The organism is Neobacillus sp. NPDC093182 (assembly GCF_044754045.1).
Genome location: NZ_JBIVOI010000001.1, coordinates 251238 through 269637 on the forward strand (window position 1 = coordinate 251238; position 18400 = coordinate 269637).

21 protein-coding genes are annotated in these 18400 nt (G+C 38.4%); 1 reads left to right on the plus strand and 20 read right to left on the minus strand.

What is annotated here, in order from left to right:
- Positions 1-231: 231 nt before the first annotated feature.
- Genes ACIQAA_RS01300 through ACIQAA_RS01330 form a run of 7 tightly spaced genes read right to left on the minus strand, consistent with a single transcriptional unit; the run spans position 232 to position 5819 of the window.
- On the minus strand, positions 232-1209 hold the full coding sequence (locus ACIQAA_RS01300; protein WP_402613937.1) for a biotin--[acetyl-CoA-carboxylase] ligase: 978 nt from the start codon (positions 1207-1209) through the stop codon (positions 232-234).
- Positions 1194-2393, minus strand: a complete 1200-nt coding sequence (locus tag ACIQAA_RS01305; RefSeq protein ID WP_402613940.1) for a CCA tRNA nucleotidyltransferase — start codon at positions 2391-2393, stop codon at positions 1194-1196. Before ACIQAA_RS01305 ends, ACIQAA_RS01300 begins: the two co-directional genes overlap by 16 nt.
- Positions 2394-2404: 11 nt before the next feature.
- Entirely contained in the window at positions 2405-3532 is a 1128-nt protein-coding gene (gene bshA, locus ACIQAA_RS01310; RefSeq protein ID WP_402613942.1) for an N-acetyl-alpha-D-glucosaminyl L-malate synthase BshA, read from the minus strand.
- A gap of 2 nt (positions 3533-3534) precedes the next feature.
- On the minus strand, positions 3535-4245 hold the full coding sequence (gene bshB1, locus ACIQAA_RS01315; RefSeq protein ID WP_402613944.1) for a bacillithiol biosynthesis deacetylase BshB1: 711 nt from the start codon (positions 4243-4245) through the stop codon (positions 3535-3537).
- Positions 4235-4654 (minus strand): methylglyoxal synthase, encoded by a 420-nt coding sequence (mgsA, locus tag ACIQAA_RS01320; protein WP_402613948.1) that lies wholly within the window; start codon positions 4652-4654, stop codon positions 4235-4237. Before mgsA ends, bshB1 begins: the two co-directional genes overlap by 11 nt.
- 10 nt (positions 4655-4664) lie before the next feature.
- On the minus strand, positions 4665-5468 hold the full coding sequence (dapB, locus tag ACIQAA_RS01325; protein WP_402613951.1) for a 4-hydroxy-tetrahydrodipicolinate reductase: 804 nt from the start codon (positions 5466-5468) through the stop codon (positions 4665-4667).
- Positions 5469-5819 carry a nucleotide pyrophosphohydrolase gene (locus ACIQAA_RS01330; RefSeq protein WP_307194658.1) on the minus strand — a complete coding sequence of 117 codons (351 nt, stop codon included), beginning with the start codon at positions 5817-5819 and terminating at the stop codon, positions 5469-5471. It abuts the gene before it with no gap.
- Positions 5820-6000: 181 nt separating this feature from the next.
- On the opposite strand from ACIQAA_RS01330, the gene ACIQAA_RS01335 reads away from it, so the two are divergent.
- Positions 6001-6873 (plus strand): YitT family protein, encoded by an 873-nt coding sequence (locus ACIQAA_RS01335; RefSeq protein ID WP_402613954.1) that lies wholly within the window; start codon positions 6001-6003, stop codon positions 6871-6873.
- A 29-nt stretch (positions 6874-6902) separates the two neighbouring features.
- Here the strand turns inward: ACIQAA_RS01335 and ACIQAA_RS01340 are convergent, their stop codons facing one another.
- The 13 genes from ACIQAA_RS01340 to hisC all read right to left on the minus strand — a co-directional run bounded on the left by ACIQAA_RS01340 (position 6903) and on the right by hisC (position 18374).
- Positions 6903-7583, minus strand: a complete 681-nt coding sequence (locus ACIQAA_RS01340; RefSeq protein WP_402613957.1) for a zinc metallopeptidase — start codon at positions 7581-7583, stop codon at positions 6903-6905.
- Between the two features lie 51 nt (positions 7584-7634).
- A complete protein-coding gene (ypjB, locus tag ACIQAA_RS01345; RefSeq protein WP_402613960.1) occupies positions 7635-8429 on the minus strand; it encodes a sporulation protein YpjB in 795 nt (264 codons plus the stop codon).
- Between the two features lie 97 nt (positions 8430-8526).
- Complete coding sequence (gene lhaT, locus ACIQAA_RS01350; protein ID WP_402613963.1) at positions 8527-9117, minus strand: lipoprotein heptaprenylglyceryl N-acetyltransferase LhaT; 591 nt, start codon at positions 9115-9117, stop codon at positions 8527-8529.
- Between the two features lie 71 nt (positions 9118-9188).
- Entirely contained in the window at positions 9189-9962 is a 774-nt protein-coding gene (locus ACIQAA_RS01355; RefSeq protein WP_402613966.1) for a menaquinol-cytochrome c reductase cytochrome b/c subunit, read from the minus strand.
- 58 nt (positions 9963-10020) lie between these two features.
- The gene (gene qcrB / locus ACIQAA_RS01360; RefSeq protein WP_307194652.1) at positions 10021-10695 is read right to left on the minus strand and encodes a menaquinol-cytochrome c reductase cytochrome b subunit; all 675 of its coding nucleotides are present in this window, start codon (positions 10693-10695) and stop codon (positions 10021-10023) included.
- A gap of 3 nt (positions 10696-10698) precedes the next feature.
- A complete protein-coding gene (locus ACIQAA_RS01365) occupies positions 10699-11214 on the minus strand; it encodes a QcrA and Rieske domain-containing protein (RefSeq protein WP_402615572.1) in 516 nt (171 codons plus the stop codon).
- A gap of 134 nt (positions 11215-11348) precedes the next feature.
- A complete protein-coding gene (locus tag ACIQAA_RS01370; protein WP_402613969.1) occupies positions 11349-11813 on the minus strand; it encodes a YpiF family protein in 465 nt (154 codons plus the stop codon).
- A gap of 111 nt (positions 11814-11924) precedes the next feature.
- Positions 11925-12491 (minus strand): ReoY family proteolytic degradation factor, encoded by a 567-nt coding sequence (locus ACIQAA_RS01375; RefSeq protein WP_402613972.1) that lies wholly within the window; start codon positions 12489-12491, stop codon positions 11925-11927.
- A 36-nt stretch (positions 12492-12527) separates the two neighbouring features.
- The gene (locus ACIQAA_RS01380; protein ID WP_402613975.1) at positions 12528-13793 is read right to left on the minus strand and encodes a tetratricopeptide repeat protein; all 1266 of its coding nucleotides are present in this window, start codon (positions 13791-13793) and stop codon (positions 12528-12530) included.
- A gap of 30 nt (positions 13794-13823) precedes the next feature.
- Entirely contained in the window at positions 13824-14723 is a 900-nt protein-coding gene (locus ACIQAA_RS01385; RefSeq protein WP_402613978.1) for a hypothetical protein, read from the minus strand.
- 103 nt (positions 14724-14826) lie between these two features.
- Complete coding sequence (aroA, locus tag ACIQAA_RS01390; protein ID WP_402613981.1) at positions 14827-16116, minus strand: 3-phosphoshikimate 1-carboxyvinyltransferase; 1290 nt, start codon at positions 16114-16116, stop codon at positions 14827-14829.
- A 24-nt stretch (positions 16117-16140) separates the two neighbouring features.
- On the minus strand, positions 16141-17250 hold the full coding sequence (locus tag ACIQAA_RS01395; RefSeq protein WP_402613984.1) for a prephenate dehydrogenase: 1110 nt from the start codon (positions 17248-17250) through the stop codon (positions 16141-16143).
- A gap of 11 nt (positions 17251-17261) precedes the next feature.
- A complete protein-coding gene (gene hisC / locus ACIQAA_RS01400) occupies positions 17262-18374 on the minus strand; it encodes a histidinol-phosphate transaminase (RefSeq protein ID WP_402613986.1) in 1113 nt (370 codons plus the stop codon).
- Between the last annotated feature and the right edge of the window lie 26 nt (positions 18375-18400).

The following is an 18400-nucleotide window of genomic DNA, read 5'->3' on the forward strand; positions in this document are numbered from 1 at the left end:
GAGGGGCTAAAAAAGAGCAAATAAAAAGATCCATCTGAAGGCAGAGGATCTTGGTACTCTTTTACATGTTCTATCCCTCTGTCCCGGTCCGTTTTACGGATCTAGGCAGAAACCTTTTTAATTGTAAAAAGCAGTTTCAGGTGCAGCTCTCAAGGATACCGCCCATTATTTGAATTATAAGAAAAAATTCAGAAAACCGCAAGATATTCTTTTTATCAATAACCGTTAACTTTATAGTTCTATATCCGCGGAGTAGACATGGTGTGTTTTGCCATGGTCGTCTACCATTATTAAAACTCCATCATCTGTAATGCCTTGTGCGGTACCGGTAATAGAATTAGATAAGGTACGGGCTGTGATTTTTCTGCCAATACTTATGGCATAACCTTCCCATAGAAGCTTTATAGGAAGGAAACCTTCCTCTAAATATAAGAGATACAATTTTTCCAGATTCATAAAGATCGCCTTGATTAAGTCAGATCGGGATACTTTATCCCCCTTTTCAATGAAAAGGGAGGTGGCTGTCTCCTGCAGCTCAATAGGAAAATCTTCTTTTGTCTGATTAACATTCATACCGATTCCGATAATGATTGAATTAATACGGTCTGCTTCTGCTTCAAGTTCGGTTAGTATTCCCGTTACCTTTTTCCCTCTTATAAGGATGTCATTAGGCCATTTTATTTCCGGCAGCAGCCCTGTAAGGTCCTCAATCGCCTGAACTATGGCCACCGCGGTTAAAAGGGTTAATTGTGGAGCCTTTGGCAGCGGGATATTTGGCCGAAGAATAATACTCATCCAAACGCCTGTATACTTGGGCGAGTGCCATTTGCGATCCATTCTTCCACGTCCGGCTACCTGTTCTTCTGCAATAATAACTGTTCCTTCAGATGCATTTTCATAAGCCAGCCGGTGGGCAATTTTTTGAGTGGATTCTACGGTTTCCTCATAGTATACGTTTTTACCTATGAAATTTGTTTTTAATCCAAGTCTTAATTCATCAGCAGTTATCTTCTCGGGTGTTTTCACAATCCGATATCCTTTGCGTCGTACCGCTTCTAATTCAAAACCTTCTTTACGGAGCTCTTCAATATGCTTCCAGACAGCCGTCCTAGAGCAGCCAATTAATTCTGCAATCCGCTGCCCTGATAAGTAGGATTCTCCGGCATTAGTGAAGGCATCAAGCAAGTCTTTCCTTAGTTGTGATTGCACTCCATCAGCCACTCCTTTATGATTTTTTTATTATTTACTATTTTACCAGCTATAATAGCTTGCTCAACCTTAAACAAGAGCTCCTTCACCCATGGCCCGCCGGTTTTGTTAAACCAACCCATTAAGTCATTTCCTGTTACGTCCATTTCTGATCGCTTTTTAATTGGCAGTCCTTCGTACACTTGTAAATAGTGCGGAATGGCATTTTGATCTTCAATACCTTTTATGACAAGGTAGAGAACTTCTACAGAAACAAAAATCCCTTTGCCAGCAGTATATAAATCATAAGAGGACCAGCTTGTTTCGAATCTCTGATATAGGTAATGGAGAATAAGCTGAATTTCCCTAATTTCCTTCAACGGGATTCGCCAGCCTCTGAGAAATTCCTCGATACCCTTCTTTTCAATTTTCAGACAGTAAACTAACAATGACCACATTTCACATCTGTTTAATTTTTCAAGCTTGTACTCGAACATTAATTTAATGTTGTCTTCTTTGTTCGATAAACCTGGTAAATAGGAATAAATATTCGTTTGAAGTATTAGTTCTAATGCCTGTTTCCGATCATCACCACAAAGTAATTTGTCGAACTCAGCTTGTTTTCGCTCAACCGCAATATTCTCGAGTAAATGTACCAAGCTAATCAGTGCGTTTAGCGTTTCCTTTTCAATTTTGAATGATAACTGACTGACAAAACGCACAGCACGCATCATTCTTAAAGCATCCTCTTGAAAGCGATCAACTGCTTTTCCGACTGTTTGAATGATTTGGTTCTTAATCGAATTTTGACCGTTAAAGGGGTCAATAAGGATTCCGTCTTTATCCATAGCTATCGCGTTCATGGTGAAATCTCTGCGCTGCAAATCCTCAGTCAGATTCCTAATAAATGAGACTTCTTTTGGTCTGCGGAAATCCTCATATTCCGCTTCACTGCGAAATGTCGTAATTTCATATGATTGATCATGAAAAAGAACTAAAACCGTTCCATGCTCAATCCCGATATCCACAGTCTTTGAAAATATTTGCTTTACTTCCTCGGGGGTTGCTGAGGTAGCAATATCCACGTCGTTTATCTCTTTATTTAATAGGAAATCTCTCACAGAACCCCCGACAAAATAAGCTTCAAACCCGGCATCCTCCAGTTTTTTTAAAACTGGTACCGCTGCTATAAAAGGCTCTTTCATTCTAATCACCCTTAATTTAAGAGCTTAAAATATAATTGCTCATATTGCCCGACAATTTGTTCGGCTCTAAATTTTGTGTTAACCACACCAACACCGTTGGCTGCAAATTGCTGATGTAGTTGTTGGTCACTTAATACCTTAATCGCCTTGGAAGAAATATCGTCAATATCCCCTAATTCACAGATGTATCCAGTCTCTCCATGCTGAATGACTTCAGGCATACCGCCAACATTCGTACCAATACAAGGAACCCCGCAAGCCATTGCCTCAAGCGCCACTAGACCAAAGCTTTCCTTTTCTGATAATAAAAGCTTTAAATCACTGATTGAATACAATTCATCAAGGTTTTCCTGTTTTCCAAGCAGGTGAACTTTATCCGTTAAGCCTAATTTTTTCACTAACCTGCACACAGGTGTCATTTCAGGACCATCCCCAACTAGCAGTAATCTAGCCGGCATCGCTGCTGAAATTCTTGCAAATGTCTTTACAACATCCTGAACTCGTTTAACTGGTCGGAAATTCGAAACATGGATGACAATCTTTTCGTTATCTTTAATCCCAAATTCTTTCTTTAAATGATTTGCATCTCTCTTTTGATAAATTCTTTCGTCAATAAAATTATAAACCGTTTCGATTTGTTTATCTGGCTGTATAAGTTCATGAGTCTGCTCGATTAAAGACCTTGAAACTGCTGTTACAACATCTGATTTTTCAATTCCAAATTTAATGGCTTCAGTTAGCGATGGATCGTAGCCTAATACGGTGATATCTGTCCCATGAAGAGTGGTGACAATTTTTACATCCACGTTGGACATTTGTTTTGCCAATATGGCACAAACGGCATGTGGAATCGCATAGTGTACATGAAGAATGTCTAAATTCTCCCTGTTTGCAACCTCTGCCATTTTACTGGCTAAAGCAATGTCATAGGGTGGATATTGAAAAACTGAGTATTGATTTACCTCAACTTGATGATAAAAAATATTATGATAAATTCGATTAAGTCTAAAAGGAATGCTGGATGAAATAAAATGAATTTCATGTCCCTTCTCGGCCAGCATTTTTCCTAATTCTGTGGCTACAACTCCTGAGCCCCCAACCGTGGGATAACAGGTAATTCCTATTTTTAGTTTCTTCATTTTTAATCTCCAATCAAGTCACGATACAAGAGGATTGGCACCTTTGATTTAAAACCTTCTGCAAATTTAACTCCAACTTGTTGACCAAATAATCTTTCCCTTGCTTCAACGGTTTCTATATATCCATTTACAAGCGGCGTTTCGACACTGTTTTCTGTTTGCTCAAATTGGCTTTTATAGGCCCTTAAAGCAGCTGTTTTATGCCCCATTGTCTCTGAGATATCGATGGTGAAATCTGGCTTATGAAAGCCATTTATCATATAGAAATATATCCTTGAAACCTTATGAGGTGCTTCATTATTTTTTGTTTGGTATTTTCTTATCCCAGCAGAAAAGACCGCCTCCTCTACAAGGCGGGCACAGTTCCCGTGATCAGGATGTCGGTCTTCAAAATAGGGAGCAAAGACGATTTGTGGCTGGTATCGTCTAATGACGGACGCAATCTCACGAATAAATTCCTCCTTAAGAAGGAGCCCCCTGTCTGGTAATCCAAGTGACAATCTCTCTGTCACACCCAATATTTCAGCCGCTTTCTTTGCTTCTAGTTTCCTTAATTCGATGGTCCCATTTGAAGATAAATCTGCGTCTGTTAAATCACAAATTCCTATCCTTTTTCCATTTGCAGTCAGTTTGGCAATACTGCCTCCCATGCCAATTTCAACGTCATCAGCATGGGCACCAAACGCTAGTATATGTAAGGGCTTATCGCTCATCACTTTCACCGTTTTTATGAAGAATATTTCTCCACTCTAGGAACCCTTCATCTAAACCTCTTATCAAGAGTTCAGCGGTCCCCATATTTGTTGCAAGCGGAATCGAGTATACGTCACATAGACGAACAAGCGCTGTTACATCTGGTTCATGCGGCTGTGCAGTCAGTGGATCACGAAAAAAGAATATTGCATCCATTTTATTTTTTGCGATCATTGCACCAATTTCCTGATCTCCCCCAAGCGGGCCAGACTGAAATCTTGTAATGGGTAATCCTGTTGCTTCTTGAATTCTCATCCCAGTAGTTCCGGTCGCAAAAAGTGTGTGCTTTGAAAAAATTGTTTGATATGCTGTTGCAAATTGTACAAGGTCATTCTTTTTATTATCGTGTGCGATTAAGGCTATATTCATGGCAGTGCTCCTATTCTAGAATATTTTCAAGTCCATAAACAAAAACATCTTGCTTCATTACTGTCTCTACTGCTATCTTAACACCAGACATAAAAGATGCGCGATTATAGGAATCATGACGAATCGATAATGTTTGTCCATCTGAACCAAATAAAACCTGTTGATGCGCAACTAATCCTGGGAGTCTCACAGAGTGAATATGCATTCCATTAAACTCTGCACCCCGCGCGCCACTGATGGTTTCTTTCTCATCAGGATGACCCTGTTCTTTGAATTCCCTCACAGCTGCCATCATTTCAGCAGTTTTAACAGCAGTGCCGGATGGAGCGTCCAATTTCTGATCATGATGCAGTTCGATTATTTCGATATCATTAAAATATTTTGCAGCCATTTGTGAAAACTTCATCATTAAAACAGCGCCAAGAGCAAAATTTGGGGCAATAATACAACCTAACTTCTTGTCCTTACAAATACGCTCCAACTCTTCTAAGTCAGCTTTTGTAAACCCTGTGGTTCCTACAACTGGCCTCACATTATACTGCAGCGCTGTTCTTGCATGATGCATACCTACTTCAGGTGTAGTTAAGTCAATTAATACATCACACTCAACGCTTTGCAGGCTCTTTTCGATCGTTGAGTAAATTGGGACATTCTTAATAGATTGGAAACCATCTAAGTCACTTAACATGTGGTCCTCATATTTATGGTCAACTACTGCCACTAGTTCAAAGTGTTCAGTATTCGTTACCATTTTGACGGCTTCAGACCCCATCCTTCCTCGTGGTCCCGCAATAATAATTTTTACGCTATTCATTCACTTACTCTCCTCATCCTTATTTTCTATCCTCGTCCAGCGATCCTTGTCTCTCGTGTTAAATTTATTCATGACATAATCATGAGCCTGTTCCAAGTCAATATTCAAAGAATTGGCCAGGCAAATGATGACGAAAAGAAGGTCTCCCAGCTCCTCCTCAATAGCCTTTTCCGTTTCGCTTGATTTCTTAGGCTTCTCACCATAATAATGATTAACTTCTCTAGCAAGTTCACCTAGTTCTTCTGTAAGGCGAGCTACCATTGCAAGAGGACTAAAATACCCTTCTTTAAATTGACTTATGTATGTATCTACTTCCGTCTGCAGATCTTTGATAGATTTCCCTTCGGGCACACCATTCACCTCTTTTGAAAATTACAAAAACACCTACTAAATACATTAGCCTAAAATAGGTTCGTTTTACAAATATTTTTATATTAAGTATAAACTTTCCTGCTTAAAATTGCTCTTCTATTGTTAATTCGCTATAATTAAAGCCGCTGGCTGGGGACTATTTGGCAGAGGAGGAAAAATTGTGATATTCGGACTTAAAATGAAAAATGTTTTATTTATTCTAATTGGAACAGCGATTATGTCTTTTGGACTGGTCAATTTCAATATGCAAAATAAACTCGCTGAAGGCGGTTTTACAGGTATAACCCTTCTTCTTTATTTCATGTTCAAATGGGATCCATCTTATACAAACTTAATTTTAAATATCCCGCTTTTTTTTATTGGCTGGAAATTACTTGGAAGAAACGCTTTTATCTACACAATTCTTGGGACAGTTGGCCTCTCGGTATTTTTATGGATTTTCCAGCGTTATTCAATCTACATGCCGCTAAAGGATGACTTATTGCTGGCTGCACTATTTGCTGGTGTTTTTCTTGGAATTGGATTAGGAATTATCTTTCGCTACGGCGGGACGACAGGCGGAGTCGATATCATTGCACGACTTGTTCAGAAATATGCTGGCTGGAGCATGGGAAGGACCATGTTTATCTTTGATATATGTGTGATTGGGGCATCTGTTCTCACCTATCTCAATTATAGAGAGGCAATGTATACACTAGTCGCAGTATTTATTGGAGCGAGGGTGATTGATTTTATTCAAGAAGGAGCCTATACAGCCAGAGGTGCGATGATTGTCTCTGAAAGAAACGATGATATTGCGAAAAAAATTATGGATGAAATGGATCGTGGCGTTACCGTTCTTAAGGGTTATGGGTCTTTTACAAAAATAGAACGTGAAGTGTTATATTGTGTCGTAGCTAAAAATGAGATTGTACGCTTGAAAAATTTAATTACTTCCGTTGACCCGCATGCTTTTGTTTCGGTCACCGTTGTCCATGATGTCCACGGAGAAGGTTTTACTCTAGATGAAAATAAAAAACCAATCGAAATATAGAAAAAGCAATGTCCGGCTGGACATTGCTTTTATTCATTACTTCTATTCATTCCAGTAAAAATAAGGACTAGCCTCAATAACTCTAAAACAGCTACTGCAGCGGCTGCTACATATGTTAATGCAGCTGCATTTAAAACCTTTCTCGCATTCCGCTCCTCTTCATTGCGGATTAATCCTAAAGAAACGACTTGGTCCATTGCCCGATTAGAGGCATTAAATTCAACTGGCAACGTAATCACTTGAAAAAGTACGGCAGCTGCCATAAACACAATACCAGCTAACAACAGTCCGCTCATTTGAGAAAAGATCCCAATTAGAACCAGTACCCAAGATAAGTTAGAGCCAATATTTGCTACAGGAACTAGAGCATGACGAAAGCGTAAAAATGCATATCGCTGTGCGTCTTGTATCGCATGCCCGCACTCATGGGCTGCAATGGCAGTAGACGCTATGGAATGACCACGAAAATTTTCAGGGGATAACCTTACTGTTTTCGTCCTGGGATCATAGTGGTCACTTAAAAAGCCTCTTCCCTCTTCAACTCCCACATTAAAAAGACCGTTTGCATTTAGTACTTCCCTCGCTACTTCTGCACCTGTACGATAGCTTGAATTAGCTACACGAGAATATTTTACAAAAGTACCCTTAACCCTAAATTGAGCCCATAGGGGCACCAGCATAACAATAAGAAAATAAATTAAAAATCCCATTTTGAACCTCCAGTACTTCTAAAGGTGAAATGATTATTGTGAAGTCCAAACTTAATCCTTATGAACTCTAGAACGGTTTTTTCGCATATCCTTTTCACCCTGATATTTTCTCCAGCCTACATAAGAAAGAGTTAAAATGATAATGCTTCCGGTAGAAATAATTACCCACCAGAGTGATGGGTCTGCCTCATCCTCATCCATATTCTCAAAAAGATTCTTTAAATCCATTTCTAGACCTTCTAATTCCTGCTGGGTTTTTACGTTGCTTACAACCTCCGACCGGTATTCATCAATAAAATTGATACGAGCGTCTATTCTTTGAATATTCTCTGCTGAAACATCAATTTTCATACTTGGATAAATAACGTTGTATAAGGCCATAAAATTATTGAAATTTGAATGGAAATGTGCGGAATCACCTGTACTCGCGGCTTCTCTCGCTTCTTGAAACGCCGTTAAAATTTGATTCTTCATTTCAGTCCATAATGGCTGATGACTAGTAGCAATAGCATCAATCACTAAACGAAACTTCGTAAGTCTTTGAACCCTTTCCTCGTATTCCATATTTGGGCTTGCTGCCGCCTCCATTGCCTCATCGTGTGAGACGGTAATAATTCTTAATTCATCCATCGTAAAAGGATGTTCTTTGCTGGAAATGTCTGTGAATTCCTCTGAGAAATAACTCAGAAGTTTTTTGCCATCTTCATATCTTTGAAATTTTATCATTTGAAGTGCTTCATCAGAGATATGATCAAGCTTCTCTATCGGCGTGTGCGAATTCGCACTAACCGTCATGGGAGTCAGCATAATGACAATTAAAAATAATAGAAACCATTTATACTTCAAACCTTGTCCCCCCTATCATTACTATTAAAATGTATGAGGGGGTGGACAAGGTTAGACCATCTTTTATCCTATCAAAAAACTATTTTAATTCTAGTTTTTAAATAGTAAGTTTAAAACGATTCGGGCGTATTACGAAGTAATAACCGATCCCAACTGATAAGATGGAAAGCCAAAAGGTAAAATAACCAATTTGAGGTGTAACTTCATGTAACATATGATATCGAGGTAACATGAAAAAGACATAATCTATTACATCATTATGTAAAGTCCAAATAGCTGTAACAACCAAATGCCACCATTTAAAACGATAAAAAGGGGCATACAATAATGCTTGAACTGCCATAGCAAAATGAGAAAAAATCAGCATAACTCCGACCCAATCCAACTCACCTTGAGCGGTAAAGACCAGTAGATTCATTACTACAGCCCATATTCCATATTTAAATAACGTGACAATAGCAAGTGCCTCTACAAGCGGCCAATTCTTCTTCATTAGAAAAGCCGCTAGGACAAAGACAAAAAATAGACTAGCAGTAGGACTATCAGGGACAAATAAAAGGAAAATAGGGGGGGTTTCTTTTAACTGCCAGCCATACCACACATACCCATAGACTGTTCCCGCAATATTTACAACAAGTAAAAGCCATAAAAATGGCCTGTTAGCCAACAGAGGATAAATCCATTTCACTACGATTCCTCTTTTCTATTTATGAATAATAAAAGCTGACGAAAATCCGTCAGCTTTTTTTCAATCGTTTATTATTTCCCTAAGTTTGCGATGTATTCAGATAGCTTTTTCAGCTGATCGTCATCACCTTTAAAAACACCTGCAGGCATGGTTCCTTTACCTTCTTTTGCAATTGTTGCAATTTCCTCAGCAGATAGTCCTGTTTCAATTAATGTCGGGGCACCAGCTCCACCCTGGAAGCTATCACCGTGACAAGTGATACAGGTATTATCGGAAGCAATTTTATATTCTTCAGATGTCTTATCAATTTCAACGTCAGCTACAATTTTACCATATTCTTTCGCTGCTTCCCAATCATGAGTAACAGCAGACTGCCATGTTAAAAATGTAATACATGCTAACGCCAATAGCATAAATCCAGTTGCCAATGGACGCTTACTTGGGCGGCGTTCTGGTCCACGATCTAAGAATGGAGCTAATAATAATGCGCCAAAAGCTAGTCCCGGAATAACCATAGCACCAATTACAGTATATGGTCCAGCAGCAAATTCATACTTCAGTAATTGATATAAGAACAAGAAGTACCAGTCTGGCATTGGTGTGTAACCTGTATCTGATGGATCCGCAATCCTTTCAAGTGGACTCGGATGTGCAACTGTTAAACATAAAAAGCCGACAAGAAATACTGCACCTACCAACCATTCTTTCAAAAGGAAGTTAGGCCAAAACGCCTCTGTTTTACCAGGGTATTCTGAGTAATCTTTCGGAATATTTGTTTTCGTACGTGCCTCAGGTGCCAATACACGTGAGTCACCCACGAATTTCATTCCTTTACCGCGATGCATCGAACAATCCCCCTCCTTTATTCGCAAATTAAAAATAGTTCGGAATCAAATAAGAGTATTATAGTGGTCCAGAAATACCCTGTTTACGAATCATCATGAAATGAGCTGCCATTAATCCAAATAATGCAGCAGGTAAGAAGAACACGTGAATCGCAAAGAAACGAGTTAATGTTTGAGCACCAACAATCGTCTCATGGCCCGAAAGTAAAGTTTTTAGATAAACACCAATAAAAGGTGTTGCCTCGATAATTTGAAGTGTAACTTTTGTTGCGAACAACGCTTTCATATCCCAAGGTAATAAGTAACCAGTTAAACCTAACGCCAGCATGATGAAGAAAATGAGTACTCCAACAATCCAGTTAAGTTCACGAGGTTTTTTGTATGCGCCTTGGAAGAAAACGCGTAATGTATGTAAGAACATCATTACAATAACTAAACTTGCACCCCAGTGGTGCATACCGCGTACGATTTGTCCAAATGCTACTTCGTTTTGAAGGTAGAAAACAGATTCCCACGCGTTTTTGATATCTGGTACATAATACATGGTTAAGAACATACCAGAAAGTATTTGAATAACTGTAACAAAAAACGTTAGACCTCCAAAGCAATAAACAAACGCCGAAAAATGATGCGCCGGGTTTACGTGCTCAGGGACTTCATGGTCTGCAATATCGCGCCACAAAGGCGTAATATCTAAACGTTCATCTACCCAATCGTAAATTTTGTTTAACAATGATTACGCCTCCTTCGTCCGTGGTTCAGCTTTTCCTAAGTAAAGTAAACCGTCTTTTTCTTGAATTGGATATACATCCAGCGGTGCAATTGGTGGTGTACCCTTAACATTCATTCCATCCTTTGTATAACGGCCAAAGTGACATGGACAGAAGAATTGATCCTTATGTTGTTCGTCTGTTGCCCAACCAACTGTACAACCTAAGTGTTTACAGACAGGAGATAGAGCTACAATATTATCTTGCTCATCCCTATACACCCAGGCGGTATTCGTCACGTCTGAAGTATACCATGCATCCTTTTGTTCAAAGGTGAAATCTACTCGTTGTGGTTCAGTGGTAATATCTTTAATTTTCAATGGAGTTGCAATAAAATCTCCACCTGCTTCAGCTGTTAATACTGGATCAATTGCAAAACGAACCATTGGCATTAACATACCTGCCGCCATAAATCCCCCTACACCAGTCAAAGTATAACTTAAAAATTGTCTTCTTGATACGCGATGCTTACTCATGCTTATCCCCCCTCTATTCACAAGTTAAGTCCATCGGACATAAATTAAACACATATAAAACTAGGACATAACCATGATATATCAATCTTTATCCTAGGTCAATATCATACTATTTTAAAAACATGTTAATCAGCAAAGAATTACAAATTTTCATGCCACTTTTGCGTAAAAAGGGGCAGAATCTGTTTTACCTGGCTTTCAATCATTGAAATCTTTTGTGATTCATTCAAATGCTCGAGCGGCAGGGAAGGAAGCCAAACTAATGAACCTTTAAGCTTGTCCTCAAAGTTCTTCCAATCAATCTCAGAAGTTATGTAAAATATATGCTTAAACTCATTTTTTTCGATATTCTCTTCCCATTTCTTCAATCCGTTTATTATATCTTCATATTGATCACTCTTTAAGTATGTATAGGGAGGAACCAACATCAATCTTCCAGTAAATTGTCTCTCAAGGTAATTGGTTAGTAACGTAATAAATTCTGCGCTCGAGGCTGATTGTTTCATTTCATTCCCAAATGCAACAGAATACAATGGGATTACCGTCGTATCCACGTATTCTTTTGCAGTTAAATATGTTTCTATATCCTTTGATACCCACTTCATTTATTCACCCCCCTTTTTGTTCATCATTAGTTCTATCATATCATTTTTTTTTTGAAAACATAAAAGGAAAAGAGAGAAAAAATTCAGTAAACACACAAAATGGAAGCTTGCTTATCGCAAGCTTCCATTCTGCTCTGTTTCTTTGAGTTGATTTAGCTGTTCGGTTAAAGCACGAAAGGCTTTTTTATCCTGCTTATCAAGGGCTTCATCAATTAATTGAAGTAGCTTCTCGCGTTGAAACCGTTCAATGCTGTTTTGCAAAAATTGTTCTGCTATAATTCCGTCTTTTTCATTTACTTGAAGGTGTTTCGGAACAAATGGGTTTTCCTCTAATACAGCAGCGTATTGGTGTGCTTGATTGGATGCATGAAAGTTTAATTGAATAAAAATATCTTCATCACGATTTAACCGAATATCATGAAAGGATTTTTCAGCATCAGTTGTCATAACATTCTCTTTATAAAAGCGAAACGGTACCTTATCAACACAGTGAGTTGACATGATCAGCCCACGCGGACAATACTGTGCTTGCTCTACAAAATGAACCTTCTCCATTAATTGGTCGTGACTCATTAAATAATTTAGAATCCAAACACACTCTCTTCGTTTTAATTGATAATGATTTAAAAACCAGCGAATAAAGTCCTTTTTCTCGTTGACAGAAACAGGGGTTGCCATAAGATAGTTTCCCTCCTCTGTATATTCAGCTTTTTATTAATTCTCTCTACTAATTAGACGGTCAAGCAAATCAGCATACTCTCCATTTGTTGGATCACCTTTTTGTAACTGTTTAAAAATTTCGGCAGCAAGGTCGATTTTTCCTTCCTCAATTAAAAAATAACCATAATCGTTCAAAAATGCTTCATTATTCTTAAAAAAAGTATATGCACTTTCATATTTGTCTAATGCACCGGAATATTCCTCTAACTTATCGTAGGCTAGGGCAGAATCCCATAGGAGCTGGGGTTCCTCGTCTTCTACAAAGTCCAGCTGTGAAATCAAATCAATGACTGCTTCATACCTCTCTTGCTGAAAGAAAAGCTTATTTAAGGTTAGTGCCGCTTCAGTAAAACCTGGATCTAATGCGAGTGCCTCGCGGAAGTATTGTTCGGCCAGCTCCGGTTGAACGAGCTTAATCGCAATCTTGCCGCCAAAGAAAAATAAATCCTTATTAAATTCATCCTGCTTAATACCTTCTTGAATTACCTTTAAGCTATTTTCAAGTTCTTCTTCCCGTTCATATGCCTTTGCAAGATGTAGATATAGGGAATGGTATTCTGGGTCCAGCCCTTTTAATTCCTCGAACTTTTCTATGGCAGTCCGATTATATCCTGCTTGAAGTGCTGTAAAGGCATAACCAAATAGTGTATTAATCTCTAATTTCTGATCAATTGCTTTGTCATAATAGAATAGAGCTTCTTCAAATTCTCCAGAGGCACTTAAAAGCTCCGCCATTCGCTGATAAATACTAACTCCTGCAATCTCTTGCTGCTCCTTTAAAACAGCCTCATATGATTTCAGAGCCTTCGTTACTTCACCTTGGTCACTGTAGAGTTCACCCAGTGCAAAATCAATGATAACCTCATCCGGCAATATATCCTTTGCTTTCAGCAGTTTTCTTTCACATACCTCATATAAACCTTGAACTTGATACAAGTCTGCTAACAGCAAGAGAGATTGTCCAAAGCTGGGGTCGTGTTCAGAGATTTTTTCTAATTCAAGAATTGCTTGTTCCTCATCGCCGGCATCGACTAATATTTCACCTAGTAAGACGAGCAGTTCACCCTCTTCAGGGTAAATGGTTAATAGGTTTTCAACAAGTGCCTTTGATTCAGCTAAAAATCCAAATTGGAACATTTCTTCAGCAAGAAGGAATTTTTCATCGGGCTGACCTTTGGTTAATACAACATTATATTCATTTATGGCCTCATTATGTTGGCCGTTTTCCAACATTGTAATAATTTTATTCACTCTGTCCATTATCTCTTTCCTCTCGGTTCCCTTAATTAACTATAACGCAAAATAAGATGGAGTTCGCACCCTAACATATTCTCCATATCCAGGTTTAAATAAAACCTCTTCCCCTGCACGTACTACTTTTCCCTTATTAACTGTAACTAGAAGTCTATCACTATGATAATGAAATAATTCCACTTCATCAACATTGATGATTTCTCTAGCTTTAAGGTATAGATTATAGCTTACTTCAGCTCCATGCAATAAACTTGCCTTTTGTGGATATAAACCGATTTTATTTAAAACTGGAACGGACAATGGCTGATCCTCTTTCATTTCCTCAAGGATGGCAGGAATTTTTTCATTTTCCATTATATCCTTCCATTTCGACAAAGCCCTTCTTGCATCCTTCTTTAGGTCGGTAGAAATTAATGGAACAAGCGGACAATTATAAGGAAAAAGTGCCTCTCTAATCCATCCCCATGGAATGTTGGTTAGTTCATTAAGGTCCTCTATATAGATAAAAATTGCCGGAATCCTTTCTTTCTTACATTTCCTGATAAATGAGGGAGTTAAAAGACGCAGTGGAATTTTTACACTAATGAGAAAATCGATAGGACTGCTAATGAGAGCCGTTTTGGTTTCTTTTATCTTTTCTGTTAATTCACTTTCGTATGTTATCGAACTGCAGGTAACTAATGTAGTACATCCTTTCAAAAGAAAGTTATCAACCATGTATGTTCGGAATTCGTGAAAGGAAGCATTAAGAGGTATTCTTGTATCTAAAAGTACATAAGATGGGGTCATGATATAAGATTCTGCATTCATTTTTACATATTTGTTATGATGTATAAGATCCTTCTTTGCAGCAATGTGGTCTCCCTCAACCAACAGAGATGATCTTGTAAGTTTCATTTCCTTTAGTATATTAGCATTTTCAATGATATAACCCATCCTACCACCCTTTTCACAGCTTTCCTTCTTAAGACAAGCTATGAGTGATCTTTAAAAACTAGAACCGGAAAATAAACACAGAAAAAGCTGCACAAAGGCAGCTTTAATTTTTCAGGCTATTTAGATGATTAAAGAAATTTGGATAAGAAACTGAGATAGCTTCTGGATCTTCGAGCTCTACTTGGTCCTCACAAAGCAAGGAGGCGATTGCAAGCATCATTCCAATTCTATGGTCACCATGACTGGAAACTTTTCCACCTCTTAGGGTAGTGCCGCCATGAATAATCATTCCATCATCAGTTGCTTCTATGGAAGCACCCAGCTTTGTTAATTCTTGAACGACCGTATCAATTCGATTTGTTTCTTTGACTTTTAATTCAGAAGCGTCTTTTATAATTGTTGTTCCTTCAGCTTGTGTCGCTAATAAGGCAATGATTGGGATTTCATCAATTAATCTCGGGATAACATCCCCCTCAACGACAGTACCTCTTAGCCTTGAAGTTTTAATCGTAATGTCCCCAGCCGGTTCAAAGGAATTCTCATCATTGTTATGAATTTCTAAATTAGCTCCCATTTGATTCATAATCTCAATGATTCCCGTTCTAGTCGGATTAAGACCCACATTCTTTAAGAGAATTTCACTATCTTCCACAATCGCACCTGCAACCAGGAAAAACGCTGCAGAGGAAATATCTCCAGGTACAAGAATATCAGAAGCAATAAGCTTTTGACCTCCTTTTACCGTGATTTTACGATTATCCTTCCCGACTTCTCCGCCGAATTTACGAATCATTCTTTCTGTATGATCACGTGATTCAGCTTTTTCGATTATAGTCGTTTCTCCCTCAGCCTGAAGACCAGCAAGAATTAAAGCGGATTTTACCTGAGCACTCGCAACAGGCATCTTATAGTTAATAGGATTTAAATGTCCACCGCGAATACTAAGTGGAGTAAATTCTCCATTTTTTCTGCCGTCAATCTTCGCCCCCATCGTTCTTAATGGCTCCGTTACCCTAGTCATTGGTCTTTTTCCAATCGACTGGTCACCTATAAGTGATGAGAAGAATGGTCTTCCCGCTAAAATTCCTAATAATAGACGAATGGTTGTTCCAGAATTTCCAACATCCAATAGTTCATTAGGTTCTTTTAAACCATCAAATCCATTCCCGTAAATCGTTAGACCTTCTTCATTTTCTTCAATTACGACTCCTAACTTTCGGAAACAAGAAATGGTACTTAAACAATCATCGCCCGGCAGGAAGTTTGTTACCCTTGTTACACCTTGGGCAATAGAACCAAACATAACAGAACGATGTGAAATTGATTTATCTCCAGGTATTTCTATACTGCCCTTTAAACCCTTCAGTGTTGGCTGTAATGCTATTAATTCCATTTCATCACCTATATTCAAATCAAATTATGTTCCAATCGAGGTAGCATAGCTGGAACAGGCATGAATACATCTTTCTGCCCGCCTGCGGTCCTCTTCTGTTTGAAAACTAATGACTAGTACTCCATAAATTTCGTCTTCTCTAGTTTCTAGTATGCGGATGTTTGTAATACTGATATTTTCTTTTGCTAAGTATCCTGTAACCTCTGAAATAACACCTGGATAATCTGGAACGTCGACAAATAAATCGTAAAATGCAGGAATAGCTCCCTTTTCTCTAACAGGGAGACCGTCACGGTACTGCTTTGCCTGCAGAAAATAGCTGAAAATCCCCTCACTATTTTCTTGCTCAAGCAACACCTTTACCCAATCCATTTCTTCCTTCCATTTATCGATTAACTCTATCAAAACCTCACGATTATGCAGTAATATATCCTTCCACATTTCCGGGCTGCTAGAAGCAATCCTAGTAATATCTCTAAACCCTCCTGCTGCTAAACGTGGAATAAGACTCTCACCTTCCGCTAACCTTTCCGTTTGACGGACGATAGATGCCGCAATGATATGAGGGAAATGACTAACAATTCCCGTTAAGTAATCATGGTTATCAGGAGTAACAGTTAGGAATTTTGCATTTGTACCTTTGAGCCATTCCTTTAACCTTTCCACCTTTGAGCTTTCAATATGCTCCTCTGGCGTAAAGAGATAAAAGGCATTTTCAAATAGAATCTCTTTTGCAGCAGATACACCGCTTTTATGGGAACCAGCCATCGGATGTCCCCCGATAAAGGTGTATCCTTTTTTCTTTAAACTTGCAGCATTGGCAACAATTTTACTTTTTGTACTTCCGGTATCCGTAATAATTACCTCTGGATTTAACGACTGTTCTGATAATAATTGAATGATCGTTTCCGTCTCGATTACTGGTGCGGAAATAATAATTAAATCTGCGGTTTTAGCACCTTCAACGATATCATCAGCCACTTCATCAATAACACCTAGCATTTTTCCAAGTCTAGCTTGTTCTGGATGAATATCATAGCCCATTATGATAGCATCTTTATGTTCTTTCTTAATACATAAAGCTAAAGAACCGCCAATTAACCCAAGCCCAATAACAAAAACTCGGCCTTTCATTGGTAGTCCCCCTAGTTTTTACTGAGCTTCTCTGTATTTTGTTTAGTCAAGAATTCTCCTAATGCATTTAGTACACCATCATTTTGATCAGAAGAGCCAACTGTAATTCTTAAATAAGAAGGGAATCCTAAAGCTTTACCAGATCTAACAATATAGCCTTTTTCTAATAAATATTGAAACCCTTGATTGGCATCGGCCTTGATATCAATTAAAACAAAGTTAGTTTGAGAAGGATAATAGCTCAGATTGTGTCGTTCGCAGAAATCATAAAATTGAGTCAAACCTTGTCTGTTTTTCTCTTTACAATCTTTGACAAACTCTTGGTCTTCAAGTGCAGCTTGAGCCGCCACCTGTCCAAATGAATTAACATTAAAAGGTTCTCTTGCAGGTTCCAAAGCTTGAATAATTGAACGATTTGCAACACCATAGCCAACCCTTAGAGAAGCAAGACCGTATATTTTTGAGAAAGTTCGTAACACAATTAAATTTGGATAAGTTCTTGTTAATTCAATTGAGTCATAATAATCATCTGCAAATACGTATTCATAGTAAGCTTCATCCAACACTACTAAAACATGTGCTGGTACTTTATCTAAAAATGTAATTAAATTATTTTTTGAGACGTATGTACCTGTCGGATTATTAGGACTGCAGACCCAGACGACATTGGTATCAGCATCAATCGCAGCATACATTTTTTCTAAATCATGCTGGCCATCAAGTAATGGGATTTCCCTAATCTCTGCTCCCTCTATCACTGCATTATGTTTGTATTGGGAGAAGGAAGGTGTCGCCATCACCGTATTTGCACCTGGGTGGAGCAGTGACCTTGAGATGATTTGTATAATATTATCTGACCCATTACCAAATATCAGTTCATCTTGGTTGACCTTTAAGAAGGAAGCTACTGATTCTCTTAAGGTGGTCGCATACCCATCTGGGTAAATAGCAAAGCCTGGCTGCTGACTTTGTAAAGCAGTATGCACTTTAGCAGAACACCCAAAAGGATTTTCATTTGATGCAAGTTTTACAATCTGATCTAATTTGTATTGTTTCTTAACTGACTCAATTGATTTTCCCGGCTGATATGGAGTCAGTGTTAATAACTGCTTTTTCCATCTCATTTATCTCCACTCCATCCTTTTGATTA